This window comes from Citrobacter sp. Cpo065 (assembly GCF_030332805.1).
GTDB classification, from domain to species: domain Bacteria; phylum Pseudomonadota; class Gammaproteobacteria; order Enterobacterales; family Enterobacteriaceae; genus Citrobacter; species Citrobacter portucalensis.
In genome coordinates, this window is the sequence record NZ_JAOWHC010000029.1 from 400,520 (window position 1) to 415,569 (window position 15,050).

Consider the following 15,050-nt stretch of genomic DNA (forward strand, 5'->3'; position numbering starts at 1 on the left):
GAACTGCCATGGCTAAATGAAAACTGCAAGTCTCTGGCATATATTGTTAATCAAAACGTGGTATCGCCGACAAACACACTGTGCAACACCCGATTGGCATCCAGCCATTGTACAGGGTCAGACGAAAAAGTTACAAATTTGTAGCAATTATTTTGATTGGTTTTATCTATTGATGCGGCGCAGATGGAAATCTACGCCGCACGAAATCAGGCATTAATGATTTCGTCGAGGTGCAGCTCTTCAGAGATCTGCTTAACCCATTTTTCTACGCGTTCTGCTGTCAGTTCTGGCTGGCGATCTTCATCGATAGCCAGACCGACAAAGTGGTCGTCGTCAGCCAGGCCTTTAGACGCTTCAAAGTGATAACCCGCAGTCGGCCAGTGACCAACGATAGTTGCGCCGCGCGGTTCGATGATGTCGCGAATGGTCCCTAACGCATCGCAGAAATATTCTGCGTAATCTTCCTGGTCGCCGCAGCCGAATAATGCAACCAGTTTTCCATTAAAATCAATGTCTTCGAGGGTAGGGAAGAAGTCGTCCCAGTCACACTGAGCTTCACCGTAGTACCAGGTTGGGATGCCGAGCAGCAGAATGTCATAACCTTCGAGGTCTTCTTTGCTGCTTTTTGCAATGTCATGAACATCGGCAACGTCTTTACCAAGCTGTTTTTGAATCATTTTTGCGATGTTTTCGGTATTACCGGTGTCGCTGCCGAAAAAGATGCCAGTGATTGCCATGAGTAAAATAACCTCTTGAAACTTATTGAAATGGTGGTGGCGCATTGCCCACGGATAAGGGCAATCATAGCAGAACAGTCAGGCATGCGGAAACAGCAAACACGCAGGACTGCACTCTGTGCTACACGATTTATGATTTAGAGCAGAAATTCAGACTATGCCTGACCGCGCAATGTGCTGAGTTGGGTCATCAGCATCTCTTCGATGAGTTCACTGCGACTCATGTTGCGCGCCTCAGCCAGCTCGTTCAGAGCGTCAACGGCATCAGCGTTCAGTTTCAGTTCGACACGCTTAAGCCCGCGAACTTTGTCACGCTTAAGCTGATTACGTTTATTAATACGTAACTGTTCATCACGCGAGAGCGGATTAGTTTTGGGTCGTCCCGGGCGACGCTCCTGCGCGAACAGATCTAATGTCGTACGGTCCGTTTGTTCTTTGGCCATGATCTTGGTGACTTCGGGGAAACAATCAGCCAGGCGTCTGCCCGGATGGATAGCGCGCCATAATACATCAGCAGGGGGGACACGCCAACGCCCACGCGCGTAATCGCGCGCAGACGCTGAGTTTTTAATCAGTTAGCCTGTTCGTTCAGATAACGACGGATGGCGCGCAGCACCGCCTCCGGTTTTTCCGCATGCACCCAATGACCGGCTCCAGCAATAACATGCGCCCGAGCCAGAGGGAATTGCGCCAGCAGTTGTTCGCGATACGCTTCGGTAACATACGGTGAGTTGCCGCCAGGGATAAACAGCGCCGGGTGCTCCCATGCAGGAATGATTTCCCAACCGACGATATGAGGATACTGATCCCACAGCACGGGAACGTTAAAACGCCACTCGCCGTCGACGAAAGATTTCAGCAGAAACTGGATTACGCCTTCCTCATGCAGATGCTGACGCATGACGCTGGCCGCCTGCTGACGCGAAGTGGCCTGGGCATCGGTTACGGCATTAATAGCGGTAAAGATCGCATCGTGACGGCGAACATGATAGTCGACCGGAGCAATATCAATGGCCACCAGTCGATCGATACGATCAGGAGCCAGCGCGGTTAACGCCATGACGGCTTTCCCCCCCATCGAGTGACCAATAAAGGTCGCCTTTTCTATTTGCTGAGCGTCCAGCGTATCCAGCAAATCTTGCGCCATGGCCGGATAATTCATCTCAGGGGAACGAGGGGAGAGGCCATGATTTCGCATATCGACCTGGATGATATCGTGATCGACCACCAGATCGCGCGCCAGGATCCCCAGGTTATCCAGACTGCCAAACAGGCCGTGAACCAGGACGATGGGGGAATTATTGTGCAGGTTTTGCGCAGATTGCGCTCGGATATTCAATTTCATGGCAAAGTTCTTTTTTTCACACTCACGGGTTAGGGTATCATGTTGACCATTCTGCCACATGGCTGCAACAACTACGGTTACTCTGAGTTTTGCTGGCCACCAGGCTTGACGCTATCCGCTGTTGGGATTTGCCTTTACACTACGTGTGTTTACCCCGACAACTTGTATTCAGCTAAACACTGCACTGGATTAAGATGAAAACGATTGAAGTTGATGATGAACTCTATAGCTATATTGCCAGCCACACCAAGCATATTGGCGAGAGCGCATCCGACATTTTACGGCGTATGTTGAAATTTTCCGCCGCATCACAGCCTGTCACTCCGATAGTCAAAGAAGTCCGCGCTGTGCAACCTGTCGTGGAAGCTAAGCCGGTTAACCCCGTAAAAGATAAAGTGCGCGCGATGCGTGAACTGCTGCTGTCCGACGAATACGCGGAACAGAAGAAAGCAGTAAATCGCTTTATGCTGGTGCTGTCTACACTCTATTCACTGGATCAAAACGCGTTCGCCGAAGCAACGGAATCGTTGCATGGCCGTACGCGCGTTTATTTTGCAGCGGATGAACAGACGCTGCTGAAAAATGGTAATCAAACCAAACCGAAACACGTGCCAGGCACGCCGTACTGGGTGATCACCAACACCAATACCGGCCGTAAATGCAGCATGGTTGAACACATCATGCAGTCAATGCAATTCCCTGCGGAATTGATTGAAAAGGTTTGCGGAACAATTTAATCCTTGCATTAGAAGGACCAGGCAATGGCAATCCACAACCGTGCAGGTCAACCTGCGCAACAGAGTGATTTGATTAACGTCGCCCAACTGACGGCACAGTACTATGTACTGAAACCAACAGCAGGGAACGCTGAGCACGCCGTTAAGTTCGGTACGTCCGGACATCGCGGCAGTGCAGGTCGTCATAGTTTTAACGAGCCGCATATTCTGGCTATCGCTCAGGCGATTGCTGAAGAACGTGCGAAAAACGGGATTACTGGCCCGTGCTATGTGGGCAAGGATACCCACGCGCTGTCTGAACCGGCTTTTATCTCTGTACTGGAAGTGCTGGCGGCGAACGGCGTTGACGTCATCGTGCAGGAAAATAACGGCTTTACGCCAACCCCTGCTGTGTCGAATGCTATCCTGGTCCACAATAAAAAAGGCGGCCCGCTGGCTGACGGCATTGTGATCACGCCGTCCCACAACCCGCCGGAAGATGGCGGCATTAAATACAACCCGCCAAACGGTGGTCCGGCAGATACCAACGTCACCAAAGTGGTGGAAGACAGAGCCAACGCGCTGCTGGCTGACGGTCTGCAAGGCGTGAAGCGCATGTCGCTGGACGCTGCGCTGGCATCTGGTCATGTAACAGAGCAGGATCTGGTTCAGCCGTTTGTTGAAGGACTGGCTGACATCGTCGACATGGCAGCGATCCAAAAAGCGGGTCTGACACTGGGTGTCGATCCGCTGGGCGGTTCCGGTATCGAATACTGGAAGCGTATTGCTAAGCACTACAACCTGAACCTGACTATCGTTAACGATCACGTTGATCAGACTTTCCGTTTCATGCATCTCGACAAAGATGGCGCAATCCGCATGGACTGCTCCTCCGAGTGCGCGATGGCGGGCCTGCTGGCGCTGCGCGACAAGTTCGATCTGGCCTTTGCCAACGACCCAGACTACGACCGTCACGGTATCGTCACCCCGGCAGGGCTGATGAATCCGAACCACTATCTGGCGGTGGCGATCAACTACCTGTTCCAGCATCGTCCGCAGTGGGGCAAAGACGTTGCCGTTGGTAAGACGCTGGTGTCCTCGGCGATGATTGACCGCGTGGTGAATGATTTAGGGCGTAAACTGGTCGAAGTGCCGGTTGGCTTTAAATGGTTTGTTGACGGTCTGTTCGACGGCAGCTTTGGCTTTGGTGGTGAAGAGAGCGCGGGGGCATCTTTCCTGCGTTTCGACGGTACACCGTGGTCGACCGACAAAGACGGCATCATCATGTGCCTGTTGGCGGCAGAAATTACCGCAGTGACCGGTAAGAATCCGCAGGAGCACTACAACGAACTGGCTGCCCGCTTTGGTGCGCCGAGCTACAACCGCCTGCAGGCAAGTGCGACCTCTGCACAGAAAGCGGCGCTGTCTAAGCTGTCTCCGGAAATGGTGAGTGCCAGCACGCTGGCGGGCGACCCGATCACCGCACGTCTGACGGCGGCACCGGGCAACGGTGCTTCTATCGGCGGTCTGAAAGTGATGACTGACAACGGCTGGTTTGCCGCTCGTCCGTCCGGCACCGAAGACGCTTATAAAATCTATTGCGAGAGCTTCCTCGGTGAAGAACATCGCAAGCAGATTGAAAAAGAAGCGGTTGAGATCGTCAGCGAAGTGCTGAAAAACGCGTAAACCGTAGGCCGGATAAGACGCTAGCGTCGCTATCCGGTATGAATAAAAAAGCCGGATAGCTTTGTGCTGATCCGGCTTTTTTTATTCGGCTTAGATTCACGGCATAAACCGATAACCAATCCCGGTTTCGGTCAGAAAATGACGCGGACGCGCCGGGTCCTGTTCCAGCTTCTGGCGCAGGTGTCCCATGTAAATTCGCAGATAGTGACTGTGTTCGACGGCATTCGGTCCCCAAACCTGATTTAACAGTTGGCGTTGCGTTAGTACCTTTCCGGCATTATTCAGCAGTACCGCTAACAGGCGAAACTCAATCGGCGTCAGATGAATCTCTTCATCTCCACGATGTACGAGGCGGGCGGCGATATCTACTTTTACGTTGGAAAAATGCACCACCGGCTCGGGAGACGCGCCGCTGGCGTGGCGGCGCAATGCCACGCGTAATCGCGCCTGTAGCTCGCCAATACCAAAGGGTTTACTGAGATAGTCATCGGCACCGGCATCCAGAGCGGCGATTTTATCGCTTTCTTCGCTGCGGGCTGAGAGCACAATTACCGGTATCGCGCTCCATTGTCGCAGGTCACGAATAAAATCAATGCCGTCACCGTCCGGCAGACCGAGATCGAGAATGATGAGATCGGGTTTTCGCGTGGCGGCTTCCAGCAGACCACGTTGCAGCGTTTCCGCTTCATATACACGCAGACCATCGGCTTCCAGCGCGGTGCGCAGAAAGCGACGGATAGCCTGTTCATCTTCAACAATCAGTACGTTCGTCACATATCCTCATGAAAATCTTCAAGTTCAGGGGGGATTTCCTGGGGCAGTGTAACACGGAAACATGCTCCTCCCTGTGCGCGATTGTGGACGGAAATCGTACCGCCGTGCACGTCCACAATGGCCTGACAGATTGCCAGCCCCAGCCCAACGCCCGGTACCGATGACTCTTTGTTTCCCCGGGAAAACTTGTCAAAAACTCGCTGCTCCATACCCGATGGAATGCCGGGACCATTATCCCAGACGTCCAGTTGCAGGTGCTCGCCATCGACGCTGGCATCAATACCGATTTGCGCCGCTGGACCTGCGTATTTAACGGCGTTTTCCAGCAGATTAATCAGCACCCGTTCAAAGAGTGGGCCATCGACGTGGATCAGCGTCAACGGTGCTGGTAGCGACAAATTAATAGGAGCAGAGAGTCCTGGCTCCAGCATCTGCAGGGCGCTGCCGACCACCTCTTCCAGTGTTAACCACTCCTTCTTAAGATTAAAGCCGCCAGACTGAATTCGTGCCATATCCAGCAGGTTATTAACCAGTCGGGTCGTATTAAGGACGTGCTGGCGAATCTCACTGGCCTGGCGCGCGTGCGGCGATCCTTCGCTTGCCAGATCCAACGTTAAGATCTCTGCCTGACCAAACAGCACCGTTAGCGGCGTACGTAAATCGTGGGAAAGGGCGGCGAGCAGCGCGTTGCGAATGCTTTCGCGCTCGCTGGCAAACCGGGCTTGCTCTTCGCTGGCAGTCAGCGTCAGACGCTCCAGCGCACTGGCGACCAGTAAAGTGAAAGTTTCCAGCAGGCGTTGCTGTTCGGGGATCATCAGTTGGCGTAAATTTCCCGGTTCCACAACCAGCAGCCCATGCGTTTTGTCGGCACTTTTTAACGGTAATATTTGATACGGCACACCTGGCAAAGTGTCAGTACCTGCGCCTGCCGGTTGCCCTTTATCAAAGCTCCATTGGGCAATGGCATCATCCCACGGCGTCATCCCCTGTTGATGGGTGAGAGGGGCCAGCTTACCGTTCTCACCGGGCAGTAAAACCTGGCTGCGGGCCTGGAACGTTGAGGCAATAAACTGCTCGCTGGTGGCGGCGATATCTTGCTGACTCCGTCCGACGGCCAGCGCTTTCGACATCTCATACAAATGGCGCGTACGTTGTTCACGATAACGGGCCACCCGCGCCTGATAACGCACTCCGGCGGTCAGATTACCAATAACCAGCCCTACCGTTAGCATCACGGCGAAGGTGAGCAGGTACTGGACATCGGAAACGGCCAGCGTGCCACGCGGAGCAATAAAGAAGAGATCGAAGCTGGCGACGTTAATAAAAGTTGCCAGCACCGACGGCCAGCGTCCGTAAAAGAGGGCGATAACCACCACGCCCAATAAATAGATCATCACCAGGTTGGCGGCGTCAAAGGCCATCAACCACTGCATGGCAATCAACGTAATGATGGCGCACAGCGCGACGGCAACCACACAACCCTGAATTTGTACCCGCCATTTATCCTTAAAGGTGCGGTTATCTGCAGTTTGTAGAACAGGGCGCGAAGGTGGCTCATCGAGCGCAACAATCATCAGGTCGAGATCCGGTGCGCGATGGGCCAGTTTGTCAGCAAAGGAATCACTGCGCCACCAGCGTCGTGTAGTCGGACGTCCGAGGACAATTTTTCCCAGATTATGCTCACGGGCGTAGCGGATTACCGCCTTGTCTTCAGCGGGATCGGAAAGGGTGGCGGTTTCTGCACCCAGCTCCTGGGCTAACCGCAGAGCGCTTAGGATTGCCCGGCGCTGTTTTTCGGGCAGTCGGTGCAGCGCTGGCGTTTCGACATACACTGCATGCCAGACGCTGCCGAGGCGCGCTGCCAGACGCGCGGCAGCACGCACCAGTTTTTCGCTGCCGGTATTGTGTCCAATGCACAGTAAAATGGCGTCACGGGTATGCCAGACTTTTTCTTCCCCCGGACGCCCTCGCCAGGCACGCATCTGATCGTCAACCCGATCGGCCGTGCGGCGCAGGGCCAGCTCACGTAGCGCGATCAAGTTCCCTTTGCGAAAGAAATGCTCGATGGCTCTTTCCGCCTGACCGGCGATATAGACCTTGCCTTCGTTCAGGCGTTGGCGCAAATCGTCGGGGGGAAGATCGACCAGCACCACATCGTCGGCGGCATCGAAAAAAGGATCGGGGACGGTTTCGCGAACCTGAATGCCGGTGACGCCGCTGACCACATCATTGAGGCTTTCCAGATGCTGCACGTTGACGGTAGTAAAAACGTCAATACCGGCTTCGAGCAGTTCTTCAATATCTTGCCAACGCTTAGGGTGGCGTGAGCCAGGCGCATTACTGTGCGCCAGTTCATCCATCAAAATGAGCGCCGGACGGCGGGCCAGCGCCGCGTCGAGATCGAACTCGCTGATATGACGACCATGGCGCGCCTGTCTCTTTAGCGGCAGGATGCTGAGACCGTCCAGCAACGCGGCGGTCTCTTTGCGTCCGTGGGTTTCCACCACGCCAATCAGCACATCTAACCCCTGCGCCCGCAGCCGCTGGGCCTCTGCCAGCATGGCCCAGGTTTTACCGACGCCTGCACACGCGCCGAAGAAAATTTTCAGTTTTCCGCGGTGCGGGGCAGCGGTCTGCTCCAGCAGGCGATCGGGGTCGGGGCGTAAGGGTTCGTTATGCATGTCCTTTTTCTCAGTGCTTATCCAGCGCTAAATTAAGTTCTACCAGGTTCACCACCGGCTGGCCGATAAAACTGACCAACGGCTTTTGCGTGTATTGTGCAACCAGGCGCGTGACTTCTTCAACGCTGAGGTTGCGAGCCTGCGCCACGCGGGGGATTTGCCAGGCCACCGCGGCGGGTGTCAGGTTGTTGTCCAGCCCGCTGGCAGAAGCCGTTACCAGCTCTACCGGAACGACAGGATTTGCCTGCGGGTTAGTAGCACGCAGCGCGGCTATCCGGCTTTGCAGCTGTTTATCCAGTTCCGGGTTGCTGGCTGCCAGATTGCTGCCGCCTGAAGCCATTGGATTATAGGGCATTTCTGCTGTAGCAGACGGACGTCCCTGAAAATAACCGGCAGCGGTAAAATGTTGCCCAATGAGCGCAGAGCCGCGAACGACTTGACCTTCGCGTAGAAGCGAGCCGTTAGCCTGGTGGGGAAACCACCACTGCCCCAACGCGGTGGTCAACAACGGGTAAGCCCCGCCGGTGATAAGCATCAGGAAAATCAATGTTGATAATGCAGGACGTAATCCACTCATCTGAAACCTCACACCAGACCCAGCAGGGTCAGCAGTAAATCAATTGCTTTGATACCGATAAACGGTACAACCAGACCACCCAGACCATAGATCCACAAATTACGGCGCAGCATTGCGGATGCGGATAACGGTTTGTAGCTCACGCCTTTAAGCGCCAGCGGGATCAGAAAGACGATAACCAGCGCATTAAAGATAACTGCGCTGAGGATCGCCGAATCCGGCGAATGCAGACCCATCACGTTAAGCGCATTGAGCTGCGGGTAGGTGGCGGCGAACGCGGCTGGGATAATGGCGAAATACTTCGCCACGTCGTTGGCGATACTGAAGGTGGTCAGCGAACCACGCGTCATCAGCATCTGTTTACCAATGTGCACCACTTCAATCAGCTTGGTGGGGTTAGAGTCGAGATCCACCATATTGCCTGCTTCCTTCGCGGCCTGGGTCCCGGAGTTCATGGCGACCGCCACGTCGGCTTGCGCCAGCGCCGGGGCGTCATTGGTTCCGTCGCCGGTCATCGCCACCAGACGACCTTCCGCCTGATACTGACGAATCAGCGCCAGCTTGGCTTCCGGCGTGGCTTCAGCCAAGAAGTCATCTACCCCGGCTTCTGCCGCAATCGCGGCAGCGGTCAGGCGGTTATCGCCGGTGATCATCACCGTTTTGATGCCCATTTTACGCAGTTGGGCAAAACGTTCTTTGATTCCGCCTTTTACAATATCTTTCAGGGCAATCACGCCCAGCACGCGGGAGCCTTCGGCAACCACCAGCGGCGTAGCGCCAAGGCGTGCGACGTTTTCGACCTTCTGCTCCACGTCGGCAGGGAAGTGGCCGCCGTTGGCTTCAACGTGACGACGAATAGCATCGACCGACCCTTTGCGGATCATACGGTTGTCGATGTTGATCCCGCTCATTCGGCTTTGGGCGGTAAACGGTACAAAGGTGGCGTGCAGCGATTGCACGTCGCGAATACGCAGATTAAAGCGCTGTTTAGCCAGAATCACGATGCTGCGGCCTTCTGGGGTTTCATCGGCCAGCGATGAAAGCTGCGCGGCGTCGGCCAGCGTTTTTTCGTCCACGCCCTGGGCGGGCAGGAAATCTGAAGCCTGGCGGTTACCCAGCGTAATGGTGCCGGTTTTGTCCAGCAGCAGTACGTCCACGTCACCCGCAGCTTCTACTGCACGTCCGCTGGTGGCGATGACGTTCGCGCCCAGCATGCGGCTCATCCCGGCGACGCCAATTGCGGAGAGTAGCCCGCCGATGGTGGTGGGGATCAGACACACCAGCAGGGCAACCAGTACCGTGACGCTAACCGCGCTACCACCCCAGGCGGAAAATGGCCACAGCGTGGCGGTCGCCAGCAGAAAAACGATGGTCAGGGCTATCAACAGGATCGTCAGGGCGATTTCATTCGGCGTTTTACGCCGCTGCGCGCCTTCAACCATGGCGATCATCCGGTCGAGGAACGTTTCACCAGGGTTCACGCTACATTCGATCACCAGCCAGTCGGAGAGGATGCGGGTCCCGCCGGTGACGGAGGCGAAATCACCACCGGATTCACGAATGACCGGCGCGGATTCACCGGTAATGGCGCTTTCATCCACCGATGCGCCACCTTCGATGACCTCGCCGTCACACGGGATAATATCGCCCGCTTCTACTAACACGATATCTCCTTTGCGCAAATCCTCCGCCGGAACGTGATCCATGGCGGCACCGTATTTCGGTTCGCGGAGTTTGCGAGCAAAAGCGGTTTTCTTCACTCCTTTCAGACTGTTAGCCTGAGCCTTACTGCGTCCTTCCGCCAGCGCTTCGGCAAAGTTGGCGAACAGAACGGTAATCCACAGCCACAGACTTATCGCGCCGGTAAACCACGGATTGCCTTGCATATGGCCTGTTGCCATTGCCACCGTTAACAGGGTTGTCAGCAGACTGCCCAGCCAGACGATAAACATCACCGGATTGCGCCACTGGGTATGTGGGCTTAATTTTTTCACGGCATCCATCAGCGCCTGTGCGACCAGAGAGGGTTCGAACAGCGCCAGTTGCTTGCGACTCATAGTCATGTGCTCCGCATCACTCAGTGTAATGACAGGTATTCTGCGACCGGGCCAAGCGCCAGGGCAGGAACAAAGGTGAGGGCGCCAACCAGTAACACCGTACCGATTAACAACCCGACAAACAGTGCACCGTGGGTAGGCAGCGTGCCTGGACTTGCTGGCTGGATCTTTTTACTGACCAGCGATCCGGCAATTGCCATCACGGGGATGATCACGCCGAAACGGCTGAAGAACATGCACAGGGCCAGCAGACAGTTCCAGAACGGGCTGTTGGCGCTTAATCCGGCGAAGGCGCTGCCGTTGTTGTTCGCGGCAGACGATACGGCGTACAACACCTCACTAAAGCCATGTGGGCCAGGATTGAGCATGGCGCTGCGTCCGGCGTCGCTCATCATCGCTATCGCCGTACCGAGCAGCACCAGCGCAGGGGTGACCAGAATCGCCAGCGCGGTCATTTTCATTTCACGCACGTCTATTTTCTTACCCAGATATTCCGGCGTGCGACCAATCATCAGGCCCGCGATAAACACCGCCAATAACACGAACAGCAACATGCCGTACAGGCCCGAACCGACACCACCGAAGACCACTTCGCCAATCTGCATTAGCCACATCGGCACCATCCCGCCCAGCGCGGTGAAGGAGTCATGCATCGCATCGACAGCGCCGCAAGATGCCGCTGTCGTCACGACGGAAAAAAGACTCGTAGCCAGCACGCCAAAGCGGCTTTCTTTGCCTTCCATGTTGATATTACTGTCTGCACCGAATGCCATCAGGTGCGGGTTGCCTTGAACTTCGGCCCACATCACCACGGCTACGCAGACTACAAATATCAGCGACATGGCCCACAGCAGGGTCCGCCCCTGGCGACGATCGCCAACCACATCACCAAAGGCAAAACACAGCGCGGTAGGAATTAAGAAAATGGCCAGCATCTGTACCAGATTGGTCAACGCGGTAGGGTTTTCAAACGGATGTGATGAGTTAGCGTTAAAGAACCCGCCCCCGTTAGTGCCAAGCATCTTAATCGCTTCCTGTGAGGCGACGGGCCCCATCGGCAGCAGCTGTTTCACCCCTTCAAGGGTAGTAATGGGCTGATAGGGCAACACGTTTTGCAGCACACCTTGCTGAATGAAGAACAACGCAATGAGCAATGCAATGGGGAGCAGGATCCACAGCGTAATGCGAACCAGATCGACCCAGGCGTTGCCCAGCGTGTTCATACTCTGGCGAGTAAAGGCACGGGCCAGGGCAAAAATCACCGCAATCCCGGTTGCCGCTGACAGGAAGTTCTGCACGGTCAGCCCGACCATCTGGCTGAAGTAGCTTAAGGTGGTTTCGCCAGCATAGGATTGCCAGTTGGTGTTGGTGACAAAACTTACCGCCGTGTTGAGCGCCAAATCCCACGAAAGCCCAGGTAGCTGTTGCGGATTTAGCGGCAGCAGGTTTTGCGCCATCAGCATTGAAAACAGGACCAGCAACCCCAGCACATTGAGCGCGAGGATCGCCAACAGATACTGCCGCCAGTTCATCTCCTGCTGCGAGATGCCCAGACCGCGCCAGAGCAGATGTTCCACGCCAGCCAGGCCCGGCAGGGACGTATTATTGATCAGCCGAGCCAAGCCAAAACCCAGCGGTCTGGCGATGATAAACAGTACCAGCAAGAAACTGGCAATGAGTAAAAATCCTTGGGCCGCCATCAGAACGCCTCCGCATTAATCAGGGCATACACCAGATAACCTAATAATAAAAAGACCAGCACAATGCCGGTTATCACGCCTGCACTCACGGTGCACCTCCAGTGGCATAAATGTGATAACCAGAGCGTAGATTTTTGCTTGCAAAGATTTCGCAAAAATCAGTGGGAGGGGTGTAAAAAAAGTATAAAAATGGCAAAGACCATTATTTAACTAATGATTAGTATTAATTTAACCTTTATGTAACTTAGTTACGGTTTTTAGCTAAACGGAGCATCAATAGATAAAAATAAGTGGTCGGATGAGTAGCAAAATTACACACAAGGCGGTATTATTTTCATCAGTTAACCAAGTTTATTTTTCCGGTGCGATTCACCGAACAGATATATGGGAGAGGATTATGGACTTTTATAAAGAATATCCAGCACACATTGTTTTCTTGCGCCGTACCTTTGCCGTTGTGGCGGGCGTGCTGGCGCTGCCGGTCATGTTGTTCTGGAAAGACCGCGCCCGTTTTTACAGCTATCTGCACCGCGTCTGGTCCAAAACCAGTGATAAACCGGTGTGGATGGAGCAGGCTGAAAAAGCCACCTGCGACTTCTATTAAGTTGTCGTTATTGTTCAAGAAAACCGCCAACAGCAATGTGGCGGTTTTTTTATACGCCGAGGTCTACACTTATCTGAGTAACGGATAAGGAGTGGCGATGAGCACGAGAATTCCTGTTGGTATCCGCACCTGTCTGACCACAGAAGCGAGTGAGGCACCTCAGTTCGACGAAAATACATTAATACGTGTTTACGCTTTGCATGAATTGCACCGCCTGCGTCAGCGAAAATTAACGCGGGGCGCATTAATTGACTATCATACCCGCTACAAACTGGTACTACTGGCGCATTCCCAGCCAGAGTATCGGGAGCTTGGCCCCTTCGTTGCCGCAATCCATGAATGGCAAGATCTCGATGCTTTTTTTACCGAGTATCGCCTACGATTGATCCATCTGTTATTAAATCCTGCTACCCGGCGTAACCATACCAATGTATTGATGCACGTACAGGGCTATTTCCGTAATCAGCTCGATCTGCGTCAACGTCAGGAATTGACCTCGATAATCGATAACTATCGACGCGAGGCGCAGCCGCTACTTGCACCCTTAATGCTCCTCAAACACTATATGGCTGAGCACCCGAACACCTGGTTGTCCGGGCAACGTTATTTTGAACTCTGGCCTGCGATTTGGCGTTTACAGGGCAATGATTAATTTTTATCAGGGAGTGTTATGACCACGCATCTGGTCTGGTTTCGGCGTGATTTACGCCTGCATGACAATCTCGCGCTGGCGGCGGCTTGTCGGGATCGTTCTGCACATGTACTCGCGCTCTATATCTCCACGCCTGAACAGTGGAAGGCGCATGATATGGCCCCACGTCAGGCGGCATTGGTTAACGCGCAGTTGAACGCGTTGCAAACGGCGCTGGCAGAAAAGGGCATCCCGCTTCTGTTTCATGAAGTCGGTGATTTTGCGACCAGTGTGGAAACCGTCAAAAACGTCTGCGTACAGCATGGCGTCAGTCGAATATTTTATAACTATCAATATGAAATAAACGAACGCCAGCGTGATGCTGCCGTTGAAAAGTCAATACCTCAGGTGGTGTGCGAAGGGTTTGACGACAGCGTGATCCTGCCTCCGGGGGCGGTCATGACCGGTAATCACGAGATGTATAAAGTCTTTACGCCGTTTAAAAATGCCTGGCTGAAGCGGATAAAAGACGGGATCCCAGAATGTGTCAGTGCGCCGAAGGTGAGAGAAAGCGGTGCTCTTGACTCTCCATTAACATCCATCACGCTGAGCTACCCGCAGCAGGATTTTGATTCGCAGCAATTTCCGGCAGAAGAAAAATTGGCCATCGCGCAGTTACGCCATTTTTGCCAGCAGGCCGCCGGAGAATATGAACAACTGCGTGACTTTCCGGCGATTGATGGAACCAGTCGATTATCCGCGAGCCTGGCGACAGGTGGACTATCACCGCGCCAGTGCCTGAATCGACTGCTCGTGGAGCAGCCGCAGGCGCTTGAGGATGGGGCAGGCAGCGTTTGGTTGAATGAGCTTATCTGGCGCGAATTTTATCGTCATCTGATGACTTACCATCCGGCGCTGTGTCGGTATCAACCTTTTATTCGCTGGACCGATCGCGTGCAATGGCAGAATAATCCGACGCATTTTCAGGCCTGGAAAACAGGGAATACGGGCTACCCCATTGTGGATGCGGCCATGCGTCAGCTCAACGCCACGGGCTGGATGCATAATCGTTTACGAATGATTACCGCCAGTTTTTTAGTGAAAGACCTGCTGATCGACTGGCGTAAAGGCGAACAATATTTCATGTCGCAACTGATCGATGGCGACCTGGCGGCCAATAACGGCGGCTGGCAGTGGGCAGCCTCAACCGGAACCGACGCCGCACCGTATTTCCGTATCTTTAACCCCACGACGCAGGGCGAAAAATTTGATCGTGACGGTGAGTTTATCCGCCAGTGGGTGCCGGAACTGCGCGACGTGCCGGGTAAAGCCATTCATGAACCGTGGTCGTGGGCTGAAAAAGCGCAGGTAACACTGAGTTATCCTCGCCCGATTGTGGATCATAAACAGGCAAGGCTGGCGACGCTGGCGGCATATGAGGCGGCACGTAAGGGATAAGCACGCAGCGGATTTCTGCGTAATACCTTCCAGCAGAATGAATATGTTGCAGTGGGGGGCATTTAGCGCTGAAGCGTGTACGCA

At 54.3% G+C, this 15,050-nt stretch carries 14 protein-coding genes; 5 read left to right on the top strand and 9 right to left on the bottom strand.

The annotated features are described in order from the left end of the window. Positions 1–206: 206 nt before the first annotated feature. From fldA to ybfF, 3 genes are all read right to left on the bottom strand, one after another. Complete coding sequence (fldA, locus tag OGY68_RS07885; protein ID WP_003022839.1) at positions 207–737, bottom strand: flavodoxin FldA; 531 nt, start codon at positions 735–737, stop codon at positions 207–209. 155 nt (positions 738–892) lie between these two features. Continuing rightward, positions 893–1,180: a LexA regulated protein gene (ybfE, locus tag OGY68_RS07890; RefSeq protein WP_003831362.1), complete on the bottom strand. Its 288-nt coding sequence runs from the start codon at positions 1,178–1,180 to the stop codon at positions 893–895. 128 nt (positions 1,181–1,308) lie between these two features. Continuing rightward, positions 1,309–2,082, bottom strand: coding sequence for an esterase (gene ybfF / locus OGY68_RS07895; protein WP_286616935.1), 774 nt, complete (start codon positions 2,080–2,082; stop codon positions 1,309–1,311). A 194-nt stretch (positions 2,083–2,276) separates the two neighbouring features. On the opposite strand from ybfF, the gene seqA reads away from it, so the two are divergent. Both seqA and pgm read left to right on the top strand, forming a co-directional pair. After that, the gene (gene seqA / locus OGY68_RS07900; RefSeq protein ID WP_003022848.1) at positions 2,277–2,819 is read left to right on the top strand and encodes a replication initiation negative regulator SeqA; all 543 of its coding nucleotides are present in this window, start codon (positions 2,277–2,279) and stop codon (positions 2,817–2,819) included. Positions 2,820–2,843: 24 nt separating this feature from the next. Next, positions 2,844–4,484, top strand: a complete 1,641-nt coding sequence (pgm, locus tag OGY68_RS07905) for a phosphoglucomutase (alpha-D-glucose-1,6-bisphosphate-dependent) (RefSeq protein WP_008784117.1) — start codon at positions 2,844–2,846, stop codon at positions 4,482–4,484. A 96-nt stretch (positions 4,485–4,580) separates the two neighbouring features. On the opposite strand, the gene kdpE is transcribed toward pgm, so the two are convergent. The 6 genes from kdpE to kdpF are packed head-to-tail and all read right to left on the bottom strand — an operon-like array spanning position 4,581 to position 12,362. After that, positions 4,581–5,258, bottom strand: coding sequence for a two-component system response regulator KdpE (gene kdpE / locus OGY68_RS07910; protein WP_048226088.1), 678 nt, complete (start codon positions 5,256–5,258; stop codon positions 4,581–4,583). After that, entirely contained in the window at positions 5,255–7,939 is a 2,685-nt protein-coding gene (gene kdpD / locus OGY68_RS07915) for a two-component system sensor histidine kinase KdpD (RefSeq protein ID WP_032942706.1), read from the bottom strand. The genes kdpE and kdpD overlap by 4 nt, the downstream gene beginning before the upstream one ends. Before the next feature lie 10 nt (positions 7,940–7,949). Next, positions 7,950–8,516 (bottom strand): potassium-transporting ATPase subunit KdpC, encoded by a 567-nt coding sequence (kdpC, locus tag OGY68_RS07920; RefSeq protein WP_057067718.1) that lies wholly within the window; start codon positions 8,514–8,516, stop codon positions 7,950–7,952. An 8-nt stretch (positions 8,517–8,524) separates the two neighbouring features. Beyond that, a complete protein-coding gene (gene kdpB / locus OGY68_RS07925; protein ID WP_057067719.1) occupies positions 8,525–10,573 on the bottom strand; it encodes a potassium-transporting ATPase subunit KdpB in 2,049 nt (682 codons plus the stop codon). Positions 10,574–10,593: 20 nt separating this feature from the next. Next, complete coding sequence (gene kdpA / locus OGY68_RS07930; protein ID WP_057067720.1) at positions 10,594–12,273, bottom strand: potassium-transporting ATPase subunit KdpA; 1,680 nt, start codon at positions 12,271–12,273, stop codon at positions 10,594–10,596. Next, positions 12,273–12,362 (bottom strand): K(+)-transporting ATPase subunit F, encoded by a 90-nt coding sequence (kdpF, locus tag OGY68_RS07935; RefSeq protein WP_001670793.1) that lies wholly within the window; start codon positions 12,360–12,362, stop codon positions 12,273–12,275. Before kdpF ends, kdpA begins: the two co-directional genes overlap by 1 nt. A gap of 308 nt (positions 12,363–12,670) precedes the next feature. On the opposite strand from kdpF, the gene OGY68_RS07940 reads away from it, so the two are divergent. The 3 genes from OGY68_RS07940 (at position 12,671) to phrB (ending at position 14,966) form a co-directional block, all read left to right on the top strand. Then, a complete protein-coding gene (locus OGY68_RS07940) occupies positions 12,671–12,877 on the top strand; it encodes a YbfA family protein (RefSeq protein WP_003022870.1) in 207 nt (68 codons plus the stop codon). A 97-nt stretch (positions 12,878–12,974) separates the two neighbouring features. Further along, positions 12,975–13,529: a DUF1722 domain-containing protein gene (locus OGY68_RS07945; protein WP_100247216.1), complete on the top strand. Its 555-nt coding sequence runs from the start codon at positions 12,975–12,977 to the stop codon at positions 13,527–13,529. An 18-nt stretch (positions 13,530–13,547) separates the two neighbouring features. Then, positions 13,548–14,966, top strand: coding sequence for a deoxyribodipyrimidine photo-lyase (phrB, locus tag OGY68_RS07950; RefSeq protein ID WP_286616937.1), 1,419 nt, complete (start codon positions 13,548–13,550; stop codon positions 14,964–14,966). The last annotated feature ends 84 nt before the right edge of the window (positions 14,967–15,050 follow it).